The organism is Kineosporia corallincola (assembly GCF_018499875.1).
Classification (GTDB): domain Bacteria; phylum Actinomycetota; class Actinomycetes; order Actinomycetales; family Kineosporiaceae; genus Kineosporia; species Kineosporia corallincola.
Window position 1 is genome coordinate 20,950 of record NZ_JAHBAY010000004.1, and the last position, 25,262, is coordinate 46,211.

26 protein-coding genes are annotated in these 25,262 nt (G+C 70.6%); 12 read left to right on the top strand and 14 right to left on the bottom strand.

Features of this window, described 5'->3' with window-relative positions; genetic code table 11:
- Positions 1 to 13 precede the first annotated feature (13 nt).
- The 7 genes from KIH74_RS10275 (at position 14) to KIH74_RS10305 (ending at position 5,561) form a co-directional block, all read left to right on the top strand.
- Positions 14 to 475: a hypothetical protein gene (locus KIH74_RS10275; RefSeq protein ID WP_214155613.1), complete on the top strand. Its 462-nt coding sequence runs from the start codon at positions 14 to 16 to the stop codon at positions 473 to 475.
- Positions 476 to 492: 17 nt separating this feature from the next.
- Positions 493 to 939 carry a hypothetical protein gene (locus tag KIH74_RS10280; protein ID WP_214155614.1) on the top strand — a complete coding sequence of 149 codons (447 nt, stop codon included), beginning with the start codon at positions 493 to 495 and terminating at the stop codon, positions 937 to 939.
- Between the two features lie 143 nt (positions 940 to 1,082).
- Positions 1,083 to 3,011 carry a hypothetical protein gene (locus KIH74_RS10285; RefSeq protein ID WP_214155615.1) on the top strand — a complete coding sequence of 643 codons (1,929 nt, stop codon included), beginning with the start codon at positions 1,083 to 1,085 and terminating at the stop codon, positions 3,009 to 3,011.
- A 50-nt stretch (positions 3,012 to 3,061) separates the two neighbouring features.
- Positions 3,062 to 3,526 carry a thioredoxin-dependent thiol peroxidase gene (gene bcp / locus KIH74_RS10290; RefSeq protein ID WP_214155616.1) on the top strand — a complete coding sequence of 155 codons (465 nt, stop codon included), beginning with the start codon at positions 3,062 to 3,064 and terminating at the stop codon, positions 3,524 to 3,526.
- A gap of 11 nt (positions 3,527 to 3,537) precedes the next feature.
- Complete coding sequence (locus tag KIH74_RS10295) at positions 3,538 to 3,807, top strand: DUF3618 domain-containing protein (protein WP_214155617.1); 270 nt, start codon at positions 3,538 to 3,540, stop codon at positions 3,805 to 3,807.
- 46 nt (positions 3,808 to 3,853) lie between these two features.
- Positions 3,854 to 4,150, top strand: a complete 297-nt coding sequence (locus KIH74_RS10300; protein ID WP_214156106.1) for a GroES family chaperonin — start codon at positions 3,854 to 3,856, stop codon at positions 4,148 to 4,150.
- Position 4,151: 1 nt separating this feature from the next.
- A complete protein-coding gene (locus tag KIH74_RS10305) occupies positions 4,152 to 5,561 on the top strand; it encodes a cytochrome P450 (protein WP_214155618.1) in 1,410 nt (469 codons plus the stop codon).
- Between the two features lie 285 nt (positions 5,562 to 5,846).
- Here KIH74_RS10305 and KIH74_RS10310 read toward each other — a convergent pair whose 3' ends face one another.
- Positions 5,847 to 6,863, bottom strand: a complete 1,017-nt coding sequence (locus tag KIH74_RS10310) for a PHP domain-containing protein (RefSeq protein ID WP_308113706.1) — start codon at positions 6,861 to 6,863, stop codon at positions 5,847 to 5,849.
- Positions 6,864 to 7,166: 303 nt separating this feature from the next.
- Between KIH74_RS10310 and KIH74_RS10315 the strand changes: the two genes are divergently transcribed.
- From KIH74_RS10315 to KIH74_RS10330, 4 genes are all read left to right on the top strand, one after another.
- Positions 7,167 to 8,051, top strand: a complete 885-nt coding sequence (locus KIH74_RS10315) for a crotonase/enoyl-CoA hydratase family protein (protein WP_214155620.1) — start codon at positions 7,167 to 7,169, stop codon at positions 8,049 to 8,051.
- Between the two features lie 15 nt (positions 8,052 to 8,066).
- Complete coding sequence (locus KIH74_RS10320; protein ID WP_214155621.1) at positions 8,067 to 8,756, top strand: enoyl-CoA hydratase-related protein; 690 nt, start codon at positions 8,067 to 8,069, stop codon at positions 8,754 to 8,756.
- 178 nt (positions 8,757 to 8,934) lie between these two features.
- A complete protein-coding gene (locus KIH74_RS10325; RefSeq protein ID WP_214155622.1) occupies positions 8,935 to 9,918 on the top strand; it encodes a CAP domain-containing protein in 984 nt (327 codons plus the stop codon).
- 330 nt (positions 9,919 to 10,248) lie between these two features.
- Positions 10,249 to 10,653, top strand: a complete 405-nt coding sequence (locus tag KIH74_RS10330) for a MerR family transcriptional regulator (protein ID WP_214155623.1) — start codon at positions 10,249 to 10,251, stop codon at positions 10,651 to 10,653.
- A gap of 12 nt (positions 10,654 to 10,665) precedes the next feature.
- Here the strand turns inward: KIH74_RS10330 and KIH74_RS10335 are convergent, their stop codons facing one another.
- From KIH74_RS10335 to KIH74_RS10395, 13 genes are all read right to left on the bottom strand, one after another.
- On the bottom strand, positions 10,666 to 11,178 hold the full coding sequence (locus KIH74_RS10335; RefSeq protein ID WP_214155624.1) for a DUF1707 SHOCT-like domain-containing protein: 513 nt from the start codon (positions 11,176 to 11,178) through the stop codon (positions 10,666 to 10,668).
- A gap of 27 nt (positions 11,179 to 11,205) precedes the next feature.
- Positions 11,206 to 13,293, bottom strand: coding sequence for a putative bifunctional diguanylate cyclase/phosphodiesterase (locus KIH74_RS10340; protein ID WP_214155625.1), 2,088 nt, complete (start codon positions 13,291 to 13,293; stop codon positions 11,206 to 11,208).
- Positions 13,294 to 13,310: 17 nt separating this feature from the next.
- Positions 13,311 to 14,069, bottom strand: coding sequence for a hypothetical protein (locus KIH74_RS10345; RefSeq protein ID WP_214155626.1), 759 nt, complete (start codon positions 14,067 to 14,069; stop codon positions 13,311 to 13,313).
- Between the two features lie 47 nt (positions 14,070 to 14,116).
- The gene (locus KIH74_RS10350) at positions 14,117 to 14,659 is read right to left on the bottom strand and encodes a 2'-5' RNA ligase family protein (RefSeq protein WP_214155627.1); all 543 of its coding nucleotides are present in this window, start codon (positions 14,657 to 14,659) and stop codon (positions 14,117 to 14,119) included.
- Between the two features lie 12 nt (positions 14,660 to 14,671).
- Positions 14,672 to 15,370 carry a DUF3632 domain-containing protein gene (locus KIH74_RS10355; protein ID WP_214155628.1) on the bottom strand — a complete coding sequence of 233 codons (699 nt, stop codon included), beginning with the start codon at positions 15,368 to 15,370 and terminating at the stop codon, positions 14,672 to 14,674.
- 127 nt (positions 15,371 to 15,497) lie between these two features.
- Positions 15,498 to 16,487 (bottom strand): sugar phosphate isomerase/epimerase family protein, encoded by a 990-nt coding sequence (locus tag KIH74_RS10360; protein WP_214155629.1) that lies wholly within the window; start codon positions 16,485 to 16,487, stop codon positions 15,498 to 15,500.
- The gene (locus KIH74_RS10365; protein WP_214155630.1) at positions 16,484 to 17,941 is read right to left on the bottom strand and encodes an FGGY family carbohydrate kinase; all 1,458 of its coding nucleotides are present in this window, start codon (positions 17,939 to 17,941) and stop codon (positions 16,484 to 16,486) included. Before KIH74_RS10365 ends, KIH74_RS10360 begins: the two co-directional genes overlap by 4 nt.
- Positions 17,941 to 18,891, bottom strand: a complete 951-nt coding sequence (locus tag KIH74_RS10370; protein WP_214155631.1) for a transketolase family protein — start codon at positions 18,889 to 18,891, stop codon at positions 17,941 to 17,943. The genes KIH74_RS10365 and KIH74_RS10370 overlap by 1 nt, the downstream gene beginning before the upstream one ends.
- Entirely contained in the window at positions 18,888 to 19,775 is an 888-nt protein-coding gene (locus KIH74_RS10375) for a transketolase (RefSeq protein ID WP_214155632.1), read from the bottom strand. The genes KIH74_RS10370 and KIH74_RS10375 overlap by 4 nt, the downstream gene beginning before the upstream one ends.
- Before the next feature lie 28 nt (positions 19,776 to 19,803).
- Positions 19,804 to 20,781: a D-ribose ABC transporter substrate-binding protein gene (locus KIH74_RS10380; RefSeq protein WP_214155633.1), complete on the bottom strand. Its 978-nt coding sequence runs from the start codon at positions 20,779 to 20,781 to the stop codon at positions 19,804 to 19,806.
- 60 nt (positions 20,782 to 20,841) lie between these two features.
- Complete coding sequence (locus KIH74_RS10385; protein ID WP_214155634.1) at positions 20,842 to 21,921, bottom strand: ABC transporter permease; 1,080 nt, start codon at positions 21,919 to 21,921, stop codon at positions 20,842 to 20,844.
- Positions 21,918 to 23,450, bottom strand: coding sequence for a sugar ABC transporter ATP-binding protein (locus KIH74_RS10390; RefSeq protein ID WP_214155635.1), 1,533 nt, complete (start codon positions 23,448 to 23,450; stop codon positions 21,918 to 21,920). The genes KIH74_RS10385 and KIH74_RS10390 overlap by 4 nt, the downstream gene beginning before the upstream one ends.
- Positions 23,447 to 24,112: a DUF2291 family protein gene (locus tag KIH74_RS10395; protein WP_214155636.1), complete on the bottom strand. Its 666-nt coding sequence runs from the start codon at positions 24,110 to 24,112 to the stop codon at positions 23,447 to 23,449. The genes KIH74_RS10390 and KIH74_RS10395 overlap by 4 nt, the downstream gene beginning before the upstream one ends.
- 141 nt (positions 24,113 to 24,253) lie before the next feature.
- Between KIH74_RS10395 and KIH74_RS10400 the strand changes: the two genes are divergently transcribed.
- Positions 24,254 to 25,231 (top strand): sugar-binding transcriptional regulator, encoded by a 978-nt coding sequence (locus KIH74_RS10400; protein ID WP_214155637.1) that lies wholly within the window; start codon positions 24,254 to 24,256, stop codon positions 25,229 to 25,231.
- Positions 25,232 to 25,262 lie beyond the last annotated feature (31 nt).

The following is a 25,262-nucleotide window of genomic DNA, read 5'->3' on the forward strand; positions in this document are numbered from 1 at the left end:
TCCGGTCAGGAAAGTGATTCTGGCACTGTTGGCGGCGGCCGTGCTGATGGTGGCGCTGCCGGGCACGTCGTTCGCGGCGACCTCGGCGCGGGAACGCGACTTCGTCGCCGTGAACCCTTACGACGCCGAGAAGGTGGCGACGGTGGGCGAGGCCTGGGTGGTGGGCAACTGCACCGCCGACGCGGGAGCGCGGGTCGAGCTCGTCCAGTTCGGGAACTACCTGGCGATCACCGTGGACATGGTGTCGAGCACCAGCAAGCCCACCGACACCTGGGCCAGCGAGCTCATCCTCCGGACCTCCGGCGGGATCGAGCTGGTGCACACCTCGTCGCGGTACGACGATCCGGTGCTGTCGAGCGCGGACATGACGACGAAGAACGCGAAGTACCGCACCCGTGTCGGCTGGACCACGGCGTTCGATCCGGGACTCTTCCCGTTCATTCACGACGTGCGGTGGCTGGTGGACTGCTCATGATGCCGAGAAGCCCTGTGGTGAAGGTCGTTCTGGCGGTCGTGGCGGCCCTGGCACTGATGGTGGCGCTGCCCGGCACGTCGTTCGCGGCGTCGTCGGGGCACGACCGCACGCTGGTCGACGCGCCGAACGGCTATCCGCGCAAGGTGGCGGTCGTGGCGGAGTACTGGGACGTGGGGGACTGCATCGCCCGGCCCGGTGCGCAGGTCGTCGTCGAGCAGGCGGACGACTGGGTGGTGGTCGAGGTGGACCTGACCTCCTACTCGACCGACACCAACGACACCTGGGTCAGCGAGCTCGAGTTCCGCACGGCCGCCGGCACCCTCCTGCTCACCACCGGCCCGCTGGTCGGCACCAAGATGGTGAAGAGCTACCAGGACTACGTCACCAAGGTCAGCTGGTCCGGCCGGCTCGAGCCGGAGTTCTTCCCCTACCTGCGGGAGGCCCACTGGAAGTCGAGCTGCTGAACCGACGCAGGGCCCGTTCCCGGCCGGGAACGGGCCCTGCCCGTTCTGGTTGCCCGGACGATGTATCCGCCGGGCGCCGCCGGGGCTCTCCTGATGCGCGAGTTGTCTGCGAAGACGATGGGCGGCGGAGGGGGAACCGGTCGATGGACGGTGCGGCTCGGCTCGTGTCCCGGGCAGGGACGGTGCCGGTGCGGGCGGGGGCGGCGGGGTTGCTGGCGGGTGCCGGGCAGGCCCTGCACCAGGACGGTGACCTGGCGCGCAGTCGGCGGGAGCACCTGTCCGCGCTGATCTTGGCCCGGGCGGAGGGGGACGCCCGGCTGACCGCGGAGGCGGCGCTCGGGCTGGGCGGTCTGTGGGTGCACGAGCACCGCACCCTGTCGGCCGCCGCCGAGGTGCGGGCCCGGCAGCAGGAGGCCCTGGCCGGCCTGTCGCTGCACGATCCCCGGGCTCTGCGGCTGCGGATCCGGCTGGCGGCCGAGGCGGACTACGCCGCGGGCGAGGCGCGCAACGTGATCGCGCTGGTCGAGCAGGCCCGTGCCGAGGGCGATCCGGTGGCCCTGGCCGAGGCCCTGAGCCTGGCCCACCACTGCCTGCTCGGCCCGGCCCACGGGGCGCAGCGACGCCGGCTGGCCGCCCGGCTGATCGACGTGGCCGCCGCCACCGGCCGCCGCTCCGACCTGATCATGGGGGTGCTCTGGCACTGCGTCGACCTTTTCCTGGCCGCCGACCCGAACGCCGGCCGCAACCTCTCCGAGCTGCGTGACCTGCTGGCCGGAAAGGACCATCCGGCGGCCCGTTTCGTGCAGCAGGCGATCGAGACCACACTGCTGGTGCGGGCCGGCCGCCTGGCCGACGCCGAACGCGCAGCGCAGGAGTGCGCCGAGACCGGCGTCCGGGCCGGGGACGCCGACGCCGAGGGCTGGTACGTGCACCAGATGATCGCGATCCGCTGGTTCCAGGGCCGGGTCGGCGAGCTGCTGCCGCTGGTGCGCGCGACCGCCGACTCCCCGACCGTCGGCGTCCTCGACGGCTCGCACTTCGCCGCCCTGGCGGTGGCCGCGGCCGGCGCCGGTGACCGGGTGCTGACCGCCGGGGCGCTGGCCCGTCTGGGTGACCCGGAGGACCTGCCCGACAACAGCACCCGGCTGCTCACCCTGCACCACGCGATCCGCGCCGGTCAGTGGGTGGACGACTGCGACCTGGTGGCCCGATGCGCCGCCGAGCTCACCCCGCACGCCCGGCTGCCGGTGATGGCCTCGCTCGCCGTGGCCTGTTTCGGCTCGGCCTCCGACGTGCTCGGTGCCGCCGCACTGCACGCCCAGGACGCCGACCGGGCCATCGACCACCTGCACGACGCGGTCTGCGACAACCTCGCCCTCGGTCACCGCCCGGCCCTGGCCCTGACCCGGTGGCGGCTCGCGGCCGCGCTGGAGGCCCGGGGCCGGCCCTACGACCTGTACGAGGCCGGGGTGCACCGGGAGCGGGCCACGGCGCTGGCCGACGAGCTCGGGATCCCGCTGCCCGCCGACAATCTCGCCGGTGCTCCGCTCGGGATGCCGGCGCGCACGGTGAAATACCGCAGAAAGGGCCGGTTCTGGCGGCTGGAGCTGGGCGAGGCGGTGGTCGAGGTGGAGAACTCGGTGGGCATGGCACATCTCGCGGTGCTGTTCGACAACCCGGGGCGGCCGGTTCCGGCGGTGCGGCTGGCCGGGGCCGCCCCCGAGGAGGCCGGTCAGACGGTGCTCGATCCGCAGGCCCGCGAGCAGTACCGGCGCCGGCTGGCCGAGCTGGACACCCAGATCGCCCGGGCCACCGACGCCGCCCGGACCGCCGAGGCCGACCGGGCACGGGACGAGCGGGAGTGGCTGATCGCCGAGCTGGCCGCGGCCACCGGTCTGGGCGGTCGCCCGCGGGAGTTCGCCGGGGCCGCCGAACGGGCCCGCACCGCCGTGGCGAAGGCGATCCGCCGGGCGCTGGACCGGATCGAGGCCCAGCACGCCGAACTCGGGGGCAGGCTGCGCCGGGAGGTCCGGACCGGGACGTCGTGCTGCTATCAACCGGGGTCCCGGTAGGCTGGCCACACACCTGAACAGATCGCCGATCAGCTACAGAGGAGTTCCGCGTGGCCAAGCTCGAGGTCGGCGACGCCGCGCCGGCGTTCACGCTGACCGCGGCCGACGAGTCGACCGTCTCGCTGACCGACTTCGCCGGGCAGCGCGTCATCGTCTACTTCTACCCGGCCGCGATGACCCCGGGCTGCACCAAGCAGGCCTGCGACTTCCGCGACAGCCTCGCCGCGCTCCAGGCCGAGGGGTTCGTGGTGGTCGGCGTCTCGCCCGACCAGCCGGCCAAACTGGCCAAGTTCGTCGAGCGCGACGCCATCACCTTCCCGCTGCTGTCCGACCCGGAGCACGAGGTGCTCGAGTCCTACGGCGCCTGGGGCGAGAAGAGCCTGTACGGCAAGAAGGTCGTGGGGGTCATCCGGTCCACCGTCGTGGTCGACGCCGACGGCAAGATCGAGCTGGCCAGATACAACGTGAAGGCCACCGGGCACGTCGCGTCCCTGCGCAAGGCCCTGAAGGTCTGAGAGAGGCTGCCATGAGCGACGAAGCGATCTCCGGTTCGCCCTCCGAGCTGGAGAAAGAGATCCAGGCACGCCGCGAGCGCCTGGCCGCCACCATCGACGAGCTGTCCGGCCGGGCCCAGCCCAAGGAGATCGCCCGGCGCGGTGCCGCGGCGCTGTCCGAGCGGCTCCAGACGGTCACGCACACCCCCGAGGGCGAACTGCGCACCGAGCGGCTGGCCGCCGTGGCCGGGGCGTTCGTCGTGATCGCCGGGGTGCTGGTCTTCGTCCGCGGCCGGGGCTGAGGTGTCCGCCTTCCCCACCGACGACCCGGCCAAGCTGCCGATCCGCATGCTGCACGACCGGCTCCTCGTCTCGGTCGACCAAGACGCCGGGGAGCGCCGTTCCAGCGCCGGCATCGTGATTCCCGCCACCGCTTCGGTCGGCCGCCGGCTCGCCTGGTCGGAGGTGGTGGCCATCGGTCAGCACGTGCGCCAGGTGCAGGTCGGCGACCGGGTGCTCTACGACCCGGAAGACCTGGCCGAGGTGGAGCTGCACGGCAAGGCCTACATCTTGCTGCGCGAGCGCGACATCCACGCCGTGGCCGCGCCGCGGGTGGAGGACGACCGCACGGGGTTGTATCTCTGAGTTGAGTTCCGCACCCACGCCGCCGTTCTCGCCCCGTCGCAATGCCAAATACACGATTTTGGACGCCGACGGGCCGCTACCGCTCGACATGATCCGCGGCGTCCCCGCGATCATGCGCAACCCGCTGGCCTGGCTGGAGCGCGTCGTCGACCGGCACGGCGACCTGGTCGCGTTCCCCATGCCGACCAGCTCGGTGCTGCTGGTGAACACGCCCGCCGGTGCGCGTCACGTGCTCCAGCGCAACCACCGCAACTACAGCAAGGCCACGATCCAGTACGGCGCCCTGTCGCTCGTCACCGGCTCGGGGCTGCTCACCTCGGACGGCGAGGTGTGGCGCCGGCACCGCCGCACCCTCCAGCCGGCGTTCCACCACGGCGGTCTCGACCAGGTCGCGGTGTCGACCGTGGCCGCCGGTGAGCAGCTGCGCGCGGCCTGGGACCGGGTGCCGCCCTACGCGCCGATCGACGCCGAGGCGGCGATCATGCAGGCCATGCTCACGGTGGTCGGCAGAACCCTGTTCGCCGACGACCTCTCCTCCGCCGGTGAGGAACTCGTGCACGCCGTCGACCGGGCCCTGCGCCAGGTGATCGCCCGGGCCACCAACCCGCTCGCCGTCGGCCCGCTGTCCCGGCTGCCCACCCCGTCCGCGCTCCGGATGCGTTCCGCCGTGGCCACTCTCGACCGGATCACGGCCGACATCGTGGCCCGCCGCCGGGCCCAGGGGGTGGGGGAGGACGACGCGGACCTGCTCGCCGTGCTGCTGCGGGCGGGGGCGGACGAGTCGGGCGCCGCCTGGATGACCGAGCGCGAGATCCGCGACGAGCTGGTCACCCTGGTCATCGCCGGGCACGAGACGGTCGCCTCCAGCCTGGTCTGGACGCTGCACCTGCTGGCCGACGCCCCGCAGGTGCAGGAGAGGCTGTACGCCGAGCTCGACCAGGTGCTCGCCGGGCGCCCACCGGCCTGGGGCGACGTGCCCGCCCTGCGCTACACCCGGGCGGTGGTCGACGAGGCGCTGCGCCTGTACCCGCCGGCCTGGGTGATCACCCGCCGGGCCACCGGGCCGGACACGGTCGACGGGGTGGACGTGCCCGAGGGCACCCTGATCATCGTGAGTCCCTGGCTGCTGCACCGCAGCGCCGCGAACTGGCCCGAGCCGGAGCGTTTCGACCCGGAGCGATTCCTCGGCGTGGACCGCAATCCGGCCTACCTGCCCTTCGGCGCCGGCCCCCGGCTCTGCATCGGCCGGGACTTCGCGCTGGTCGAGTCGGTGCTGCTGCTGGCGACCCTGCTGCGTGACCGGGCCGTGCGCCGTCCGGCCGGGGTCCGGCCACCCCGGCTGGAGGCGCTCGTCACGCTGAGGCCGAAGCGTGGGCTGCCCATGGCGCTGGTCCCGCGCATCCCGTCCTGAATGGATATTCCCGAGCCATGAAAAGGTGTCAGTAATTCGGGGTGATTAAGGCCGCTTCGGTAGGTGACGGAATGTTTTCTGAGCGCGATTCTGTTTCAGGCCCGGCGTTCTGGGCGGTGATCGCTACGTCACGGATTGACAACTTCTGTGCCTTTATCGGCAAGTCCGTTGCCGAGAGAGGCGCTCATGGTGGAGGCTTTCTCTTGCCTCGCCGGGAGCAAATGCGGGCTGCGTGTCAGGGACGCAGCGCGGGTTTATCCCGGCGGGGTCTTTGTCTGCCCGGGCTCAGTCCTTCGTCCAGGCGATCAGTTCGTCGGGCCCCCAGGTGTTGATCACCCGGTCGGCGCCCACCCCGCACTCCGCCGCCCGCGACGTCCCGATGATCTGCCAGTCCAGCTGGCCCGGGGCATGGGCGTCGGTGTCGATCGCGAACACGCACCCGGCCTGCACCGCCTGGCGCAGCAGCCGGCGCGGCGGGTCGAGACGCTCCGGGCGGCTGTTGATCTCGACCGCGGTGGAGTGCTCCTGGCAGGCGGCGAACACGGCGGCGGCGTCGAACTCCGACTCGGCCCGGCCCTTCGGGTTGCGGCCCTCGCGCGGCCGCACCATCCGGCCGGTGCAGTGCCCGAGCACGTCGGTGTGCGGGTTCTCGATCGCCGTGAGCATGCGCCGCGTCATGGCTTTCGCCGGCATCGCCAGTTTGGAGTGCACGCTCGCCACCACCAGGTCGAGCCGGGCGAGCAGCTCCGGGTCCTGGTCCAGCGTGCCGTCGTCGAGGATGTCCACCTCGATGCCGGTGAGCACCCGGAACGGTGCCAGCTGCTGGTTGATCACCTCGATGATGTCGAGCTGGCGGCGCAACCGCTCCGCGCTCAGGCCGTTGGCCACCTTCAGCCGTGGTGAGTGGTCGGTGAGCACCAGGTAGTCGTGCCCGAGTTCCTTCGCACTCCAGGCCATCTCGGCCGGTGGTGAGCCACCGTCGGACCAGTCGGAGTGGCTGTGACAGTCGCCCCGCAGCGCCGCCCGCAGCTCCTCGCCGCCGGTGGCCAGGGGCTCCAGCGCCTCCTGCTCCAGGTTGGCCAGGTAGTCCGGCACCTGCCCGGCCAGCGACTGCGCGATCACCGCCGCGGTCTTGTCGCCCACCCCCTTGAGCGACGTCAGTTCCCCGTTCCCCGCCGCCCGCGCGATCTGTCCCGGCTCCAGGGCGAGCAGGGCCGTCGCGGCCCCGCGGAAGGCCTTGACCCGGTACGACGAGGCCAGCGAACGCTCCAGCAGGAAGGCGATCCGGCGCAGGTCCGTCACCGGGTCACGGGCTGTGCCGTCTGCCGAGCCGCGCGCCGTGCCGTCCACTGTGCTGCCGGCTTTCCGGTCTGCCTGGCCGCCCGTTCGGCCGCCGGCTGCCTGCCCGCCTGCCTGCCCACCTGCCCGGCCGCCCGCCTTCTCGCCGCCCGAACGACTCGTCGCCATCGCTGCCCTCTCGCGCCGGAACCTCTGCCGTCCGGGCCATCCTGCCGGAAGGGCGCCGCCCGCCGGGCCGACCTACAGTGGGTCCGTGTTCCAGGGTTCCGATCGAGGCCAAAGCGGGCAACGGGGAGCGGGCGCGGCATGACCGACGGCACGGACGACGGCACGGACGGCGGCACGAACGGCGAGATCACGATCCCGGGCGATCCGCTCGTGGCGCTGGAGGTGGTCCGCGACGGGCCGGTGGCCGAGGTGACGCTCGTCGGCCCGGGCCGCGGAAACCTGCTGGGGCCGGACCTCTGGACCGAGCTGCCGCGGGTGTTCCGGGCGCTCGACCGCGACGAGTCGGTGCGCGCCGTGGTGTTCACCGGGTCGGGCGGCAACTTCTCCTACGGCCTCGACCTGGTCGCCTTCGGGCAGCGCTGGCAGGGCCTGTTCAGCGGGGAGCCCGGGCTGGCCGGCCCGCGCACCCGGCTGCACGACGAGATCCGGGCCATGCAGGACGCGGTCACCACCGTCGCCGACTGCCGTAAACCGGTGGCCGCCGCGGTGAGTGGCTGGTGCGTGGGCGGCGGTGTCGACCTGATCGCCGCCTGTGACGTGCGTTACGCCAGTGCCGAGGCAATGTTCAGCCTGCGTGAGGTGCGGATGGCGATCGTCGCGGATCTCGGCAGCCTGCACCGGCTCCCGGCCATCATCGGCGACGGGCACTTCCGCGAACTGGCCCTGACCGGCAAGGACGTCGACGCGGCCTGGGCCGCGCGGATCGGTCTGGTGAACCGGGTGCTCGACGACCCGCGGGAGGCCCTGGCCACGGCCCGCGAGTTCGCCCACGAGGTGGCGGCCAACCCGCCCCTGACGGTTCAGGGCGTGAAGCGGGTTCTCGACGCGGAACGGGCGAGTAGGGTGCAGAACGGTCTCAAACACGTGGCGGCCTGGAACGCGGCGTTCATGTCCTCGGAAGACCTGGTCGAGGCGGTCACCGCGTTCGCGCAGCGTCGCAGCCCAGAGTTCAACGGCGGATGAGGAGAAGCCCCGACCATGCCCAGTGTGACCCGGACCGGCGACGTCTTCGTGCTCGACCTCGGCGACGGTGAGAACCGCTTCACCCCGGACTGGATGACCGTGGTGAGCGGGGTGCTCGAAGACGTGGCCCACACCGAGGGGCCCAGGGCGCTGGTGACCACGGCCACCGGCAAGTTCTGGTCCAACGGGCTCGACCTGGAGTGGCTGAACGAGCAGGGCGAGCAGCAGTTCGCCGACTACGTCATCGCCGCCCACGAACTGTTCGCCAAACTGCTCGAGCTACCGGTCCCGACGGTGGCCGCGGTGCAGGGGCACGCGTTCGCGGCCGGGGGCATGCTCACGCTGGCCCACGACTTCCGGGTGATGCGGGCCGACCGCGGCTTCTTCTGCCTGCCCGAGGTGGATCTCGGTATCCCGTTCACCGGCGGCATGACGGCGCTGATTCTCGGCCGCCTGGCACCGCGCACGGCGCACGAGGCGATGACGACGGGCCGGCGCTACGGCGGCACCGACGCTCTGGCCGCCGGCATCGTCGACCTCGCCGTGGCCGAGGATCAGGTGCTTCCGGCGGCCGTGAAGCAGGCGAGTGACCTGGCGGGCAAGGCCGGCCCCACCCTCGGCCTGATCAAGCAGCGCATGTACGCGCCCGCCCTGGCCCGGCTGCGCGACACCGAGAGCGACGACCTCACGCGGCACAGCCGGTAACGACACGCCGGAGGTGCAGCGTCGGGGCGCAAGGCACCGCCAAGCCTGTGTTAAGCCTCGTCGGAACACCGCAGGTGACGAGGTCAGAGGCCGATTGGCCATTTTCGCCGGACCGGCCCGGTGCTAGCTTTCGAGGCAGATAGCAGCCGCCGCGAGCAGTCTCGGGAGTCTTGTCCTCATGCACAGCCAGTCAACGAACTGGACGCGGAACACCATCCTCGTCCTGGCTCCGCTGACCCTGATCGCGCTCGTGGCGGTATTTCTCGGGCCGAAGCTGTTCGGGTCGTCGGAGTCCGACACCAAGCTCGCCTCCGCCAATTTCAGCACCGGTGACAGCACGCCCACCTCGTCGTCCACTGTTTCCCCCACCACCACACCGCAGGCCGCCAAGGCCGCCGGCGCGCCGAAAGACCTCGGCACGGTGAAGGGCACCTACACGGTCAAGGGCCCGGCCAAGGTGAAGGCCGGCAGCCTGGTGGTTTTCGTGGTCGACGGCAAGAAGCGGCTCGTGATCAAAGACGAAAAGGCGCCCTACGCGCTGAAACTCAAGACCGGCTCGCTGCCCAACGGCAAATACACGGTCAGCGTGCTCACCTCCAGCGCCGGTAAGACCGCCACCGTCTCCACCAGCACGTTCACGGTGAGCAACCCGAAGAAGACGGCCAAGCCCACCACCACGGCCACGCCGAGCAAGACCACCACCAGCAAACCGAGCACCACGTCGAGCAGCAAGCCCAGCACCACCGCGCCGACGAGTGACACGGGCAGCGGCAGTGGCAGTGGCAAGGCCGCCACCTACGCCCAGAAGGTCCTGGAGATCACCAACGACGAGCGCGCGGCCGCCGGCTGCAAGGCGCTCAAGCTGAACTCCAAACTGACCAAGGCCGCGCAGCTGCACAGCGAAGACATGAACGAGAACAACTACTTCAGCCACGACAGCCAGGACGGCCGCAGTCCGTTCGACCGGATGTCCGACGCCGGCTACAACTTCAGCGCCGCCGCCGAGAACATCGCCCAGGGTCAGACCTCCCCGGCCTCGGTGATGGACGCCTGGATGAACTCCGAGGGCCACAAGGCGAACATCCTCAACTGCACCTACACCGAGATGGGCCTGGGCTGGGACAACAACTACTGGACCCAGACCTTCGGCAAGCCGGCCTGACCGGCGCAGCCAGGGGTGGGGCCGGGGCGGATCGTCCCGGCCCCACCCGTTTTGCCCCGCCTGTTGCGCGGATCTCATCCGGCCCGGCCTGACGCCCGCAAAGCTCACGCCCCGGGAGGCTCGTCGCGGCCCTGGCTCGGGCGGGAGCGATCGCAGGTATTGCGCCGCGTGAGTGTCTCTCAGGCTGCTCTCAGGGCATATCTGGCAGACGGCCGACAAGGGTAGTGTTGGCTTGCGTAAACTGACCCGTCGCGGCTGGTGAACGGTGCCGCGCTCCCAGTGCCGTTCGGCCTGGTTGAACTGACATGGCGAACGGTGCGAAGGGGAGAGATGTCGGAGCCCACGATGCACATCGGCGAGGTGGCCGAGCGTGTCGGACTCTCCCTGCGCACGATCCGGTACTACGAAGAGGTCGGCCTGATCGCGCCCTCGGCGCGCAGCCAGGGCGGTTTCCGGCTCTACCTGGAGGCCGACGTGGCGCGGCTCCAGCTGGTCAAAGACATGAAGCCGCTGGGCTTCAGCCTCGACGAGATGCGTGACCTGCTGGGCGTGCTCGACAAACTCGACGACGACACCTCGGGCGACGACCACGAGCAGACCGTGGAACGCCTGGCCATGTACCGGGTGGCCGCCGACGCCCGGTGCGACGCCCTGCGGGGTCAGCTCCGCATCGCGGAGTCGTTCGCCGGAACCCTGCGCAACCGTCTCGCCACCCACCGCGAACGCAGCAGCTGATCGGCGGTCGGCTCAGTCCCGGTCGCGCTTGCGTCCCTTGTCGCGCTGACGCTTCCGGGCCGCCTCCGGACCCGTGTCCGGGCGTCCCTCCGGGCCGTAGACCAGCAGCGCCACGATCGGGATGGCCAGGAACCACAGCCAGGTGCCGGTGACGAAGAACAGGATCACCGCGAGGATCGGCGTGATCGACACCACCGTGGTTGCGTACGGCTCCGGGAGCTTCAGCACGCTGCGGTCGGTGGTGTCGGGAATCCCCGGCGCGGCAACGGGTTCCGGGGTGGCGGTGATCGGCCCGGCCGGCGGCGTGTGCCCGGGGGACGACGCCGGCAGGTCGGTGAACAGCGCGTCCAGCTCGTGCTGCGCCCGCGCCGCGAGCGCCCGGTCCGAACGCTCCCGGTACTCCTCGTCGTCGAGCCGCCCGGCCTCGTGGTGCCGCTTCAGGGCGGTGACCGCGGACTCCCGCTCGGCGTGCCCGATCCGGGTGCCGGGGGTCGAGGGCGAGGGATCGGGAACGGCGTCACTCATGACGCTCATCCTGACACTTCCGGCGCTCTACTGCTGGGGCGGCTGATCCCCGCTCTGCGTCGGGTCGTTGGCCGGTGTGCGGGCCCCGATCCAGTCCATGATCTCGGTGGCGGGCAACGGCGGCGTGAAGAAGTACCCCTGCACGCCGTTGACGCCCAGCTCGTTCAGGGCGGCCAGGATCTCCGCCGTCTCCACACCCTCGGCCACCACCTCGAGATTCAGGTTGTGCCCGAGCTCCACCACCGACCGCACGATCGCGGTGTCGTTCGGGCTCTCCAGCATGTCCTTCACGAAGATCCGGTCGATCTTCAGCTCGTTCAGCGGTAGCTCGGCCAGGTGACTGAGGCTGGTGAAGCCCTCGCCGAAGTCGTCGAGGCTGAGCCGGACCCCGGCCCCGGACAGGTGCTGCATGACCACCCCGGCCCGCTCCTGGTCGGCCACCAGCGCGGCCTCGGTGATCTCCAGCAGCAGGGACGCCGGCGGCACGCCGGTCTCGGTCAGCGCGTCGAACACCATCTGCGGCAGGTCGAGGTGGTTCATGCTGCGCTCGGAGATGTTCACGGCCACGCTCAGGTCGTCGCGCACCCGGCGCCACACGCTGAGCTGGCGCAGCGCGGTGGTGAGCACCCAGCGGGTCAGGTCGTCGATCAGCCCGGTCTGCTCGGCGAGTGGCACGAACTGGTCGGGGGAGAGCAGCCCGCGGTCCGGGTGCTGCCAGCGCACCAGCGCCTCCACGCAGGTCACGTGGCCGTCCGGCTGGTCCACCTTGGGCAGGTAGTGCAGCCGCAGTTCCTCGTTGGTGATGGCGTCGCGCAGCTGCCCGATCATCGCCAGCCGGTCCGGGCTGTAGTTGTTCTGCTCGTCGTCGTAACAGACCAGCTTGCTGTGCGAGGTCTTGGCCACGTGCAGGGCCACGTCGGCGCGGTCGAGCAGCACCTCGGCGTTCGTGCCGTTCTTCGGCATGAACACCACACCCATGCTGCCGGACACCCGCACCGGCACGTCGAACGCGTCCAGCACGATGTCCTCCTCCACGTTCCGGTTGATCCGGGCCGCGGCCGCCTCGATCTGGTCCTGCTTCTCCACCCCGGCCAGGATCAGCCCGTACAGGTCGCCGCCCAGGCCGGCCACGGTGTCCACGGCGCGCACCGTGTTGCGCAGCCGCTCGGCCACGGTGGTCAGTACCACGTCGCCGTTGACCGGGCCGATCGCCTCGTTGATGTCGCGGAACCCGTCCAGGTTGAACAGCACCACGGCCGCCCCGCCCCCGCGCCGGCCGGGGCCCAGGTGGATGCCGCCGCCGCGTTCCACCAGGGTCGCGGTCTGCGAGATCCGGTCCGAGAACAGCGCCTTGTTGGGCAGATCGGTGAGCGTGTCGTGCAGCGCCTGGTGCTCGAACTTGGCTGCCGCCCGGGCCAGTTCGCGGGTGAACCACCAGACCAGGGCGGCCAGCACCAGGTAGAGGGTGAGCAGTCCGGTGCCCAGCGCGAAGTACAGCTGGTGCAGGCCGGCGTTCATCTGCGCCGCGATCGGCCCGTAGGGCACCTCGACCTGGAGCACCCCCATGAGGGCGTGCGAGCGCACGTTGTAGAGCGGGGCGAAGGCCTCGACCACCTCGGAGCCGCCGGACTCCACGATGGACGCGACCGCCTCGCCGTCCAGGGCCGTGAGCACGTCGGAGGCGGACTGGCCGTCCAGCTCGGTACTGTCACCGACCGCCGGGCCGTACCGCAGACCCGAGCCGTCCGAGCTGTAGATGATGCGCAGGTCGGGGCCGCGCAGCCGGAACCGGCTGATGATGCCGCTGTCCACCTGGGTGTCGGCCAGCCGGTCCAGCCGGGTGCGCTCGACGTTGTTGATGCCGTTCTTCAGCGTCACCTGCTCCAGCAGGTTGTCGGTGATCAGCCGGGAGATCAGTGCCGCCTGGAGCCGCCCCTGCGCCACCCCGCGGTCACGTGACTCGGTGCGGTACTGCGTCGCCATCACGGTGCCCAGCGCCAGCACCGGAACCAGGCTGATCACCGCGAGCGTCACGAAGAACCGGGCTCCCGCGTGCAGCCCCCACCATTGCCGTAGCCGCAGCCACTTCGCCCCCATGGCAGTGGTCATCGGCATGCAGCCATCCGACTGAACTAGTTGTAGTCGGTGATGTTCACCCGCGACGGCACGGTGATGCAGCCGGCCTTCTTACCCACCTTCACCAGGCCCTGGAGATCGCCCGCGGCGTAGCCGTTCGGCGACTTCGCGGTCAGGTCCGGGTACATCTGCTGGGCCTTGCTGCGCACGTGGTCCAGCCCGGCGGCGTGGGCCATCTCGTGCAGGATCACGTTGCCCTGCGTGTTGCCGCCCCCGAAACCGGCTTTCAGCTTGTTCATCCCGGCCGGGATCAGCACGGCGTAACCGCGCACCACGGCCGCCCCCTCGCCGTCACCGCCGTACCAGGTCGCCCACAGCACGCCGCCGTAGCCCAGCGAGTTCTCGGTGAAGGAGAAATTGGTGGTCTTCGGGTTGATCACGGCCACCACGATGTCGGCGGGGGCCGACACCAGGTTCTCCTGCCGGGGCGTGAACGTGGTGGTGCCGGCGTAGCGGTAGGTCATCCCGGTCACCTTGGACACCTTGGTCACGGCCGCGGTGATCTGCTTGAGCATCGCCGAGCGTTTGGACGCCGGCCAGCCCGACATGTTCACCTGCCAGGTGATGGCCTGCTGGCACGGGTTCCAGCGCGCCGTGGTGGAGGCGCCGCTGGCGAGCTGCGCGCTACGCAGCGTGTAGTTGGTGCCCAGTGCCGTCTTCTGGCCGGTGAAGTTCCAGGCGATCATCGGCGTGACCATGACGAGGCACAGCAGCAGCACTGCCAGCACGAACTTGAGAGCGCGTGGAGTCGTCACGTCCTCTCATCGTGCGCACCCCGGCTCTTCTCAAGCCTCCGGACGGGTCAGCCGGGGTCGCCCAGGGTGAACACGTCGAGGGTGCGCCAGGAGTCCGGGGCGTCCGACCCGGCGATCAGGTGCACCGCGCCGACGGTCGCGTCGACCGGCAGCCGCGCGGTCACCTCGTCGGCCGCCTGCCGCAGCACCTCGACAGGCAGACCGTGCCCGATCGTCAGGTGGGGGTTGTCCCCGTCGTGCTCGCCCGCGTACGGCGGGGTGTCCGGGAAATGGCCCCAGACGGCGGCGGTGAGCCGGCGGAACGCGTCGTTCGGTTCGGGTGCCAGCCAGGTCACCGCGTCGCCGAACCAGCGCACCTCGCGGAAGGAGACCTCGAACGGCGAGTGTGTGGCGAAAAGGTCACGCAGTGTGGTGCGTACGTCGTCATCAATCATGGACGGCGAGAGGAACGGGTAGAGCACCGTCACGTGTGCCGGCACGCCCTTGGCCGCGTTCGCGTCCATCGTGGCGCGGTACGGCCCGACCACCGGCTCGGTCTCCGGGACGGGCACGATCAGGGCGGACTGCTCAGGCACTGGTGACGCTGACATGCGTCCCAGTATCTATCGCTGGGTGCTGCCCTGCCTGATCCGTCGCTGCCAGAAGGCGAGCCGGCCCGAGCTGAAGCCGGAGCGGGTGAAGCCCTCCTCCATCAGCAGCTTGCCCGGTGCGGACGCCGGGTCGTCGGGGCCCTCGAACTGCCGTTCGTCCTGCGACCACTGCATGATCGGCTTGGTCAGGTACTTGAACCACTCGGCCGCCGCCATCAGCTCGGTCGCCGACACCTTCTCCTTCTCTTCCAGGCTGGCCCGGATGGTCCACAGCCCGAGCAGGGAGAAGTCGATGCCGGCCAGGGTCAGCCGGGCGGCGAAACCGTTGACGTTGCGCCAGGTGTAGTCCGAGGTGCTCGGCGGTGCGGCCCAGTTCCAGGCCTCGCGCATCTGCGCGTTGAGCAGCGGCAGGCCGGTCCACAGCACCTGGCCCCAGATGATGTGCGGGTTGGAGGCGTCCGGCTTGATGCCGCGGTCGCGCAGCGCCACCACCAGATCGACCAGGCGGGTCTGGTCCTCGGGCGCGCGGATGCTGGCCTGCCGGATCATCTCGCCCCAGGCCGTCCACAGCCGGTCCTGCGAGTTGGTCCCCTTCTCCACCGGGGTGGCGAAGGCATGGACCGTCCCGGCGAGGTCGGGGTTCGCCGTCGACTGGTACGACCGCAGCAGGGCGCGGTAATACCCGGTCAGTGGGGGCTGGACGGTGCTCATCGATCAGATCATCGCAGCCCCGGGAGACTGCTTCCGCCTCGAATGCCCCTTCCGGCCCCGGTTGTCGCGGAGTGAGATCGAAGCGTTACCGGAGCCGGACGGGGGTGTACCCGGACGGGCGGGCCTGTCAGTCGCCGGTGCCGACGGAGAGCAGCGCGTCTTGCACAATGCGTTGCGCCGCCATGGCGTCCTGCCGGTCCTGGGCCTCCAGCAGGGCAGGCACGTCCAGCCGGTCCAGCGCCCGGTGCAGGGCCTTGAGCGTGCGGAGCGACGTCTTCACGGCGTCGACCGGGTCCTCGCGGAACGGGAACTGGTCGAGCTGCCAGACGCCGTCCCAGTTGTTCTGCCGCAGCACGTGGAAGAACTCCAGGATCTCGATCAGGTGCACCGACCCGACCACCAGGTCGTCGTCCCAGCCCCGCAGGTTGTCGTTCACGTCCATCCCGTACAGGCGGCCGTGGTCGATGATCAACTGCGCGGCGTCCGCCGGCGACTCCCCGCCGTACAGCGAGTGACCGAAATCGAGCAGCACCCCGACGTTGTCGAGACCGATCTGCTCGATGCCGAGCAGGGTGCGGGCGGCCGAGTCCCAGGTCATCTTCACCCGCGGCTCACGTGGCTTGTACTCGATGGCGAACCGCAGGTCCGGGTGCGCGCCGGCCAGCTCGCGCATGCCGTCGACGGCCAGCGCCCACAGCTGCTGATGGTTCACCTGGAACGGGTAGTCCCAGCCGTCCTGCCCCGGCCAGATCTTGACGTAGTCCGCCCCGAGTTCCCGCACCACGCCCGCCGCCTCGTGCATCAGATCGAGTGCGGAAGCCCGCGCCGCCGGGTCCGGATTGGTGAACGCCCCGCGAGAATGCCTGCGCAGATAGATCTCCGGGGTGATGCCGATGGCCGTCAGGCCGGCCGCCTTGAGCGCGTCCTTCACCTCCTCCAGCGTCACCCCCGGCGTGAACGGGTAGTTCAGGTCGACCACCGACAGCTCGCCCACCGACCCGGCCAGCCCGATCGCCTCCAGCGTGGTGCGAGGCGGCCCGTAGCCGTCCACGGCGTACCGGTCGAGGTAGGAGGCGAAGTGCCACAGGCCGGCTCCGAAACGCGGATACTCGCTCATCGTTGCACCTTTCGAGATTGATGGACGGCGTTCAGCCAGGCCTCGCGCAGCGCCGTCCGGTCTTGTCGGGGCATGAAATCGTCGTAGCTCAGCGGACCGACCCGCCCCCACCGCGCCCGCGCGGCCAGCAGCCCCGCACCGACCGCCGAGAGGTCGCGCTCGCGGGCTCTCCGGACCGGTACGCCGCTGATGTCGGCCTGGAGCTGCATGAGCAGGTCGCTGGCACTGGCTCCGCCGTCGGCCAGGATCGCGCCGGCGCTGGGCATCGAGCGGACCACGGCGTCCACCTGCAACGCCACAGATTCCACTGCTGCCCGGGCCAGCTGCGGCAACCGGGTGCCCAGGGAGACCCCGCTGATCAGACCCTGCGCCGAGTCGTCCCACCAGGGCGCGGCCAGCCCACCGAAGGCGGGCACGATGTGCACCCCCTCACTCTTCCCGGTTTCCCCTGCCAGCCGGACGATCTGCTCCGGCGTGGTGCCGAAGAGCTCGGCCAGCCAGGTCAGGGTGGCGCCGCTGGAGCGGATGTTCCCCTCCAGCGCCACCTGTGGCTCGGGATCGGCCCAGGCGATGGTGCGGCAGACCGCCTCCGTGCCGAGCGCCGCGGCGTCTCCCGTGCCCCGGCCTGCCGTCCGCATGACCGAAGAACCCGTGCCGTAGGTGACTTTCGCCGCTGAATGTGACCCCGCACGATCACCCACCCCCTTCTCGCCCGCCCCGTGCGCGTACAGCGCCGCATGGGAATCCCCCAGAACGGCCCGCACCTGGCCACCCGCCAACGGCCCGGCGGTCACCGTCCCCAGCTTTCCCTCCGATGAAACAATAACGGGCAGAACGGCTTCCGGAACCTCAAATATCTGCAAAAGCTCCGCATTCCACTGTCCGGTGCACAGGTCGAGAAGCTGTGTGCGCGAGGCGTTCCCGGCCTCCATCACGTGCTGCCCGGTCAGGGCGAACATCAGCCAGGAGTCCACCGTGCCGGCCGCCAGCCGCCCGGCCCGGCTCAGCCGCCGGTCCGGGTCGTGCCGGTCCAGCAGCCAGGTCAGCTTGGCGGCGCTGAACATCGGGTCGAGCGGCAGCCCGGTGATCCGCCGGATCTCGTTCCGGTACGGCCGGAGTCGCTCGCACACCCCGGCCGCCCGCTGGTCCTGCCAGCCGAGCAAGGCGTCGACCGGCCTGCCCGTGGCCCGGTCCCAGAGCAGGGCCGACTCGCGCTGGGTGCTGAGCCCGATGCCGGCCAGGTCCCCGGCCGCGAGACCGTCCAGAACGGTGGCGGTCGCGGCCAGAACGCTCCCGGCGACGTCCTCAGGTCTTTGTTCCACCCAGCCGGGACGCGGGTAACCGATCCCGACCGGCGCCGAGGCGGAGCGCACCACCCGCCCGGACCGGTCGAGCAGCAGGCACTTGGTGGCGCTGGTGCCCTGGTCCACGGCCAGCACCAGATCGCCCGGCATCAGGCCAGCTCGGCGGCGGCCGCCGCGATGTGCCCGGCGGTCAGGCCGAAATGCTCCAGCAGATAAGCGGTGTCACCGGTCGGGGCGAACTCCCGGCGCGACCCCAGCATCCGCATCGGCACCGGCCGGGCCTGCCGCAGGTTCACCTCGCCGACCGCGGCCCCCAGGCCTCCGGTGATCGTGGCCTCCTCCACGGTCACGATGCCGCGGGTCTGCCCGGCCGCCCGGCGCACGCACTCCTCGTCCAGCGGGGCCACGGTGGCCATGTTGATCACCCGGGCCTGGATTCCGCGCACCGCCAGCAGCTCGGCGGCGGACAGGGCACGCGACACCGTCGAGCCGATCGCGACGATGCTGACGTCGTCACCCGGCCGCAGTTCCTGGGCCACGCCGAACTCGAACCGGGTGCCCGGGGGAGTCACCGACGGCACCCTGAACCGGCCCACCCGCAGAAACACCGGCGTGGCCGCGGAGGCCGCCCAGCGCACGGCCTCCCGGGTCTGCTCCGGGTCGGCCGGCACCACCACCCCCAGCCCGGCCACGGCCCGCAACCAGGACAGGTCCTCGATCGAGTGGTGGGTCGGGCCGAGCTCGCCGTAGGCCAGGCCCGGGCTCATCCCGCACAGCACCACCGGTGCCTGGCCGTAGGCCACGTCGGCCTTGATCTGCTCCAGGGCCCGCCCGGTGAGGAAAGGGGCGGCCCCGCAGACGAACGGCACGTAGCCGCTGAGCGCCAGACCGGCCCCGACCCCGACCATGTCCTGCTCGGCGATGCCCACGTTGATCAGCCGGTCGGGAAACCGGTCGCGGAACGCCACCAGATTGCTGGAGCCCACCGAGTCGTTGCAGACGGCCACGATCCGCTCGTCCCGTTCCGCCAGGGCGATCAGCTCGTCGGCGAAAGCGACCCGGCAGTCGTGCGTCTCGGGCGTTCTGACGGTGGTGCTCATACCTGCTGCTCCTCCAGCTCGTGCAGGGCGGTGGCCACCTGCTCGCCGCTCGGGACCTTGTGGTGCCACTCCACCCGGTCCTCCATGAACGAGATGCCCTTGCCCTTGACCGTTCTCGCGATCACACAGGTCGGGAGCGGGTACCGGGTGCCGAGCGCCTCGTACAGGGCCAGGTGGTCGTGGCCGTCCAGCTCGATCACGTTCCAGCCGAACGCGGCCCACTTGTCCGCCAGTGGTTCCAGCGTCACGGTGTCCTCGGTGCGGGCGCCCTGCTGCAACCGGTTGCGGTCGACGATCGCGGTCAGGTTGCCCAGTTTCCGGTGCCCGGCCGTCATCGCGGCCTCCCAGTTGCTGCCCTCCTGGAGCTCCCCGTCGCCGAGCACCACGAACACCCGCCGCGCCGAGCCGGCCAGCACCCCGGCCACCGCCATCCCCACCGCGACCGGCAGACCGTGCCCGAGCGGACCCGTGTTGGTCTCCACCCCAGGGACTTTCACCCGGTTCGGATGGCCGTTCAGGGCCGACAGCGGCTGGGCGAAGGTGTCCAGCTCCGCCTCGGCGAAGAATCCGGCGGCGGCCAGAGTGGCGTAGAGCGCCCCGGCGCTGTGTCCCTTGCTCAGCACCAGCCGGTCCCGGTCGGGCAGATCGGGACGTTCCGGGTCGATCGCCAGCACCCCGAACACCAGCGTGGTGAGGATGTCGAGCACCGACATGTCACCGCCGACGTGCCCGAGCCCGGCCCGGTTGATCATGCGGATGTCGTTGGCCCGCAGGCGGTCCGCCCGAACGGACAGCAGTCGGGCCCGGCCTGGTCGGTCGGCGGCGGCCAGTTCCTCGCGGAACCGGCGCCAGGCCGCAGCGCCGGTGGGATCGGCGACCAGCATCTCCAGATGCCTCCTTCTCGTCGGTGACCTACGGGGTGACGGCGAAGTTCTCGACGCCCGAGGCGTTCTCGTCGGTGACCAGCACGCAGTCCACGGACTGTTTCTCGGCCTCGGTGGCCTGGCCGGTCCGGACGTAACCGTCGGCCTGTTCCACCGCCATCTCCGCGATCTGGCTGGCCGGCTGGAGCACGGTGGCCTTGATACCGTCCTTCTCGATCGAGGCGACCACGTCCGGGCTGCCGTCGAAACCGGTGACGATCACGTCGTCGCGTCCGGCCGCTTCCAGGGCGGCCTGGGCGCCCAGCGCCATCGTGTCGTTGCCCGCGATGATGCCCTTGATCTCCGGGTGCGCCTGAAGGATCGTCTGGGTCTTGCTCAGCGCCTCGGCCTGGTCCCAGTTCGCGGTCTGCTGGGCCACCATCTCCAGATCCGGGAACTGGTCCAGGATGTCGTGGTAACCCTTCGACCGCACACCCGCGTTGGTGTCGGTCTCCTTGCCGGTCAGCTCGGCGTACTGGCCTTTGCCGTCCATCAGCTCGGCGAACCGCTGCCCGCCGAGCGACGCGCCCTGGGCATTGTTCGAGACGATCTGTGCCACGGCGATTCCCGTGCTGTTGATCTCCCGGTCGATCAGGAAGGACGGGATGCCGGCGTCCTTCGCCCGCTGCACCGCGGACTCGGTGGCGTCGGCCCCGGCGTTGTCCAGGATGATCGCGGCGGCCTTGCGGGAGATCGCCGTGTCGATCTCCTGGCTCTGTTTCGTCGGGTCGTCGTCGTGGCTGAGCACCAGTGTCTGGTAACCGAGTTCGGTGGCTCTGGCGGCCGCCGCGTCCTGCTCGGCCTTGAAGAACACGTTGTCGGGGGAGGGGGTGATGATCACGATCAGGTTCGACTTCGTCTCCGCCCCGGTCGATCCCGGGTCGGCGTCTGAGTCGGAGCCGCAGGCCGCGGTCAGGGCGAGTACGGCGGCCAGCGTCGCTGGCAGCAGCGCGCGCTTGAGGTTCATCGGTGGTTCCCTTCGCGTCGTTGCGAGAGTTCTCAAATATTGGACGACGAAAAGCTCTACTCAGAGCGCCCGTTCGGCCAGAGATGTCTGTAGGCGCTGCTGGGCGTGCTCGGTGATCACGGCGAACACGATGACGGCCCCCTTCACCACGGACTGCCAGAAGGTCGAGACCCCGACCAGCACCAGCCCGTCGGCCAGGAACCCGATCACGAAGGCGCCCAGCACCGTGCCGATGATCGTGCCGCGCCCGCCGGACAGCGCGGTGCCGCCGAGCACCGCCGCGGCGATCGCGTTCAGCTCGTAGGTGGTCGCGGTGTCCGGGTAGGCCGCACCCAGTTCCGAGGTCAGCAGCAACCCGGCCAGGGCGGCGCAGGCCCCGCTGATCGCGTACACCGCGATCTTGATCCGGGCGGTGCGGATGCCCGCCAGCTCGGCGGCCCGCTCGTTGCCGCCGACCGCGTACACCCGGCGGCCGAACGGGGTGCGGGTGGTGACGACGACGGCCAGTACGGCCACCGCCACCATGATCCAGACCGCGACCGGGATGCCCAGCCACCGGTCCACGCCGATCACGTGGAAGCCGGTGTTGCCCCGTTCCGGCGTGCCGGCCAGGTTCGGGTAGGTGCCGCCATTGCTCCGCAGTTGGGCGAAACCCCTTGCCACGTAGAGCATGCCGAGCGTCGCGATGAACGGAGCCACCCTGAACCGGGTGATCACCACGCCGTTCACCCAGCCGACCAGGGCGCCGAGGGCGATGCCGGCCAGGATCACCGCACCGACGGAGAGGAACAGTGTGCCGTCGCCCGGCAGCGCCAGGCCGGTGAACAGCAGCCCGCCGCAGATCATGCCGGCCAGCCCGGCGATCGAGCCGACCGACAGATCGATGCCCCCGGTCAGGATCACGAAGGTGACGCCGATGGCCAGGATCGCGTTGATGGCCACGTGCTTGGTCATCAGGATCAGGTTGCTGGAGCTCAGGTACTCGCCGGAGATCGACCCGAAGAGGACCATCAGCAGCACCAGCACCACCACGGTGCGGCCCCGCAACAGCAGCAGCGCCACCCGGGCCGCGGAACCGGGCGGGCTGCTTGGGCTGGGCGGGCGGGTGCTGACGGCGGTGGCGACCTCGGTGTCGCTCATGACTGGACCTCCGGGACGGTGTGCAGGGCCTGCTCCGACGCCGACGCGGCGACCAGGGCCTCTTCGGTCAGTTCACCGGCGCCGAACTCGGCGGTCAGCCGGCCGGCGGCCATCACCAGCACCCGGTCGGCGATCGCGGTGACCTCGGCCAGCTCGGACGAGATGAACAGCACGCCGAACCCGGCCTGGGCCAGACCCGCCATCAGCTCGGCGATCTGGCTCTTCGCCCCCACGTCCACACCCCGGGTCGGCTCGTCGAGCAGCAGCACCACCGGGTCGGTGAGCATGGCCCGGGCCAGCACCACCTTCTGCTGGTTGCCACCGCTCAGCGAGGTGACGGGCAGCCCGAGATCGCCTGACCTGATGGCCAGTTCGTCCACCTTGGCGCGCGCGGTGTCGCGCTGCGCGCCACGCCGGAACAGCCCGCCGCGGGTGAGCCGCCCGAGGGTGGAGAGCACGATGTTGTCGCGCACCGACATGCTCTGCACCAGGCCGTCACGCTGCCGGTCCTCCGGCACCAGGGCGAGACCGGCGGCCAGCCGGGCGCGCACCGTGCCCTTCGGTTCCAGGTGCCCCTTCACCCGCACGGTGCCGGAGGCGGTGGGCCGCAGACCGATCAGCGCCTCCATCAGCTCGGTGCGTCCTGCCCCCATCAGGCCGTAGATGCCGACCACCTCACCCGCCCGCACCCGGAAGCTCACGTCGTCCACCCGCGGTCGGCTGGGACCGGCCACGGTGAGATGGTCCACCTCCAGCAGGGTTTCGCCGGTTGCGGAGCCGTTGCGGGTGAACAGGCTGTCCGGGTCGCGGCCCACCATCTGCCGCACGATCCAAGCGGTGTCGGTGTTGCGCATCGTCTCGTGGGCCACCAGCCGGCCGTCACGCAGCACCGTGACGTGGTCGCCGATCCGGCGGAACTCATCGAGCTTGTGCGAGATGTAGATGATCGTCACGTCGTCGGCGAGCAGGTCACCCATCACCGAGAACAGCACGTCCACCTCGTGACTGGACAACGCGGAGGTGGGCTCGTCCATGATCAGGATGCGCACGTCCTCCAGTAGCACCCGGGCGATCTCGACGAGTTGCTGCTGACCGATGGGCAGTTCACCGACCAGCCGGTCCGGGTTCAGGCGTGCCTGGCCGAGCCGCTCCAGCACCACGCGGGCCCGCTCGCGCTGGGCCTTCAGGTCGCTGAGGCCACGGCTGCGCAGTTCCCTTCCGGCGAAGAGGTTCTCGGCGATCGAGAGGTTCGGGAACAGGCTGAGTTCCTGGTGGATGATGCCGATCCCGAGTCGCATGGCGGTGCGCGGGCCGTCGATCGCCACCGGCTCGCCGTCCAGCAGAACGCGTCCGGCACTGGGGCGTTCGGCGCCGCAGAGGATCCTCATCAGCGTGGACTTGCCCGCGCCGTTCTCGCCCACCAGCACGTTGACCGCGCCGCGGTAGGCGTGGAAGGTGACCTCGCGCAGTGCGTGCACCCCGCCGTAGTTCTTGCTCACCGACTCGGCGGTGAGCACCGCGCGGCTCACGCCCCCACCTCCAGACTGACCGGAACGATCATCACCGTTCCCGGGACCAGTGACGAGAACGCGCCGCTGAAGCTGACTTCCGCGCCCTCCAGGTCGGCCGGGTCGTCCGGCAGCCGAGCGAGGACGTCCGTGCGCACCCGGTCGTTCAGCCGGGTGGCCACGTCGGCGTAGTCGAGCTGGTTCGCGAAGTCGCTGAAACCGATGAAGCCCACCGCGTCTCGCAGGGCGGTGCCGGCGATCACCTGACCGGTGCCGATGCTCACGTCGTCCGTGGTTCCCTCGAGACGCACGGTGAGCGGTCGCGAGGGTGAGTCGGCATCGACCGCGGTGACCGTGCCGGATCCCTTGATCAGGTAGGAGAACGCCCCGCCGACCCCCGCCCGGTGGCCGTACTGCTCGCCCGCCGCGTCCGGGTCGGCGTCGATCGCGGCCAGCAGGGTGTTCGCGTCGACCGCCTGATCCTGAACCGCCGGAAGCACTTTCGAGTCCCAGACCTGGTCGACGTAGACGGCCGGGTCGAAGGTCCCACGACCGGCCGCGGCCTGTGCGTCGCTCCCGCTCTCGATCGTGTAGATGCCGGGGACGTGCGAGCAGGCACCGGTGAGGACGAGGACCGCGACGACCGTGGCAGCGGTCAGAAGTCGCCGTGCGGGTCGGCTCACAGCAAAGTGAATATCCATTCGGCGCTGATTGGACATAGCCCGATCATGAATCCGGGCAACCCGGATGTCAATGGGTGTTCCGGACCTCGACGCAGTGTCATGCTGAATAACTCGCCGATGTCGAATGGATATGTGCCTGACATGACCGAAGCGTCGCCACGTCTGTCCGCCGGCCAGGTCCGGCTCCTCACCAAGGTGGCCCGGATGTATCACGAGCGAGGGCTGCGGCAGCCGGAAATAGCCACCAGTCTCCATATTTCGCAACCCCGGGTGTCTCGTCTGCTGAAGCGTGCCGTCGAGCTGGGCATCGTGCGCACCATCGTGATCTCGCCGCGCGGCGTCTACGCCGACCTGGAGGAGGCGGTCGAGCGTAGGTACGGCGTGAGCGAGGTGGTGGTCGCCGACACCGGTGACGAGACCGACGAGCAGCGCATCCTGCCGGCCCTGGCCTCGGCCGCCGCCGTCTACCTGGAGACGACGCTGACCGGCGGCGAACGGGTGGGCATCTCGTCGTGGAGCTCCACCCTGCTGGCCGCGGTGGAGGCGATGCAGCCGCGCCCGGTACGGGCCACCGACGAGGTGGTGCAGGTGCTGGGAGGCATGGGGGTGGTCACGGCCCAGGCCACGGCCACCCGGCTGACCGGCCGGCTGGCGCAGGTGACCGGCGGCAACGCCGTGTACCTGCCGGCCCCCGGGCTGGTCGCGTCCTCCCTCACCCGCGACGGGCTGGTCGCCGACCAGGCCATAGCCGACGTGCTGCGCGCCTGGCGGCACCTCACCCTGCTGCTGGCCGGCATCGGCAGTCTGGAGCCCTCACCGTTGCTGCGACAGAGCGGAAACGCCATCGCCGAGACCGAAATGGGCCATCTGCGGCGTCTCGGCGCGGTCGGTGACGTGTGCCTGCGCTTCTTCGACGAGCACGGGGCGCACATCACCACACCGTTCGAGGACCGTCTCGTCGGCATCGGCGCCGACGTGTTGCGGCGTGTTCCCCGCCGGGTCGGGGTGGCCGGTGGGGAACGCAAGTACAACGCGATCCGGGCAGCCTTGCTCGGTGGCTGGGTGAACGTGCTGATCACCGACCACCGGGTGGCGGAACGCCTGGCCGCGGAGGGCTGAAACGCCAAGACTGTCGGACCGCGCGGTTAGA

What these genes read in the sequence shown, in the direction of transcription:
- KIH74_RS10285 (WP_214155615.1), top strand. Translation starts at nt 1,083, where the DNA reads ATGGACGGTGCGGCTCGGCTCGTGTCCCGGGCAGGGACGGTGCCGGTG.
- KIH74_RS10295 (WP_214155617.1), top strand. Translation starts at nt 3,538, where the DNA reads ATGAGCGACGAAGCGATCTCCGGTTCGCCCTCCGAGCTGGAGAAAGAG.
- KIH74_RS10300 (WP_214156106.1), top strand. Translation starts at nt 3,854, where the DNA reads ATGCTGCACGACCGGCTCCTCGTCTCGGTCGACCAAGACGCCGGGGAG.
- KIH74_RS10315 (WP_214155620.1), top strand. Translation starts at nt 7,167, where the DNA reads ATGACCGACGGCACGGACGACGGCACGGACGGCGGCACGAACGGCGAG.
- KIH74_RS10320 (WP_214155621.1), top strand. Translation starts at nt 8,067, where the DNA reads ATGCCCAGTGTGACCCGGACCGGCGACGTCTTCGTGCTCGACCTCGGC.
- KIH74_RS10325 (WP_214155622.1), top strand. Translation starts at nt 8,935, where the DNA reads ATGCACAGCCAGTCAACGAACTGGACGCGGAACACCATCCTCGTCCTG.
- KIH74_RS10330 (WP_214155623.1), top strand. Translation starts at nt 10,249, where the DNA reads ATGTCGGAGCCCACGATGCACATCGGCGAGGTGGCCGAGCGTGTCGGA.
- KIH74_RS10335 (WP_214155624.1), bottom strand. Translation starts at nt 11,178, where the DNA reads ATGAGTGACGCCGTTCCCGATCCCTCGCCCTCGACCCCCGGCACCCGG.
- KIH74_RS10340 (WP_214155625.1), bottom strand. Translation starts at nt 13,293, where the DNA reads ATGCCGATGACCACTGCCATGGGGGCGAAGTGGCTGCGGCTACGGCAA.
- KIH74_RS10350 (WP_214155627.1), bottom strand. Translation starts at nt 14,659, where the DNA reads ATGTCAGCGTCACCAGTGCCTGAGCAGTCCGCCCTGATCGTGCCCGTC.
- KIH74_RS10355 (WP_214155628.1), bottom strand. Translation starts at nt 15,370, where the DNA reads ATGAGCACCGTCCAGCCCCCACTGACCGGGTATTACCGCGCCCTGCTG.
- KIH74_RS10360 (WP_214155629.1), bottom strand. Translation starts at nt 16,487, where the DNA reads ATGAGCGAGTATCCGCGTTTCGGAGCCGGCCTGTGGCACTTCGCCTCC.
- KIH74_RS10365 (WP_214155630.1), bottom strand. Translation starts at nt 17,941, where the DNA reads ATGCCGGGCGATCTGGTGCTGGCCGTGGACCAGGGCACCAGCGCCACC.
- KIH74_RS10370 (WP_214155631.1), bottom strand. Translation starts at nt 18,891, where the DNA reads ATGAGCACCACCGTCAGAACGCCCGAGACGCACGACTGCCGGGTCGCT.
- KIH74_RS10375 (WP_214155632.1), bottom strand. Translation starts at nt 19,775, where the DNA reads ATGCTGGTCGCCGATCCCACCGGCGCTGCGGCCTGGCGCCGGTTCCGC.
- KIH74_RS10380 (WP_214155633.1), bottom strand. Translation starts at nt 20,781, where the DNA reads ATGAACCTCAAGCGCGCGCTGCTGCCAGCGACGCTGGCCGCCGTACTC.
- KIH74_RS10385 (WP_214155634.1), bottom strand. Translation starts at nt 21,921, where the DNA reads ATGAGCGACACCGAGGTCGCCACCGCCGTCAGCACCCGCCCGCCCAGC.
- KIH74_RS10400 (WP_214155637.1), top strand. Translation starts at nt 24,254, where the DNA reads ATGACCGAAGCGTCGCCACGTCTGTCCGCCGGCCAGGTCCGGCTCCTC.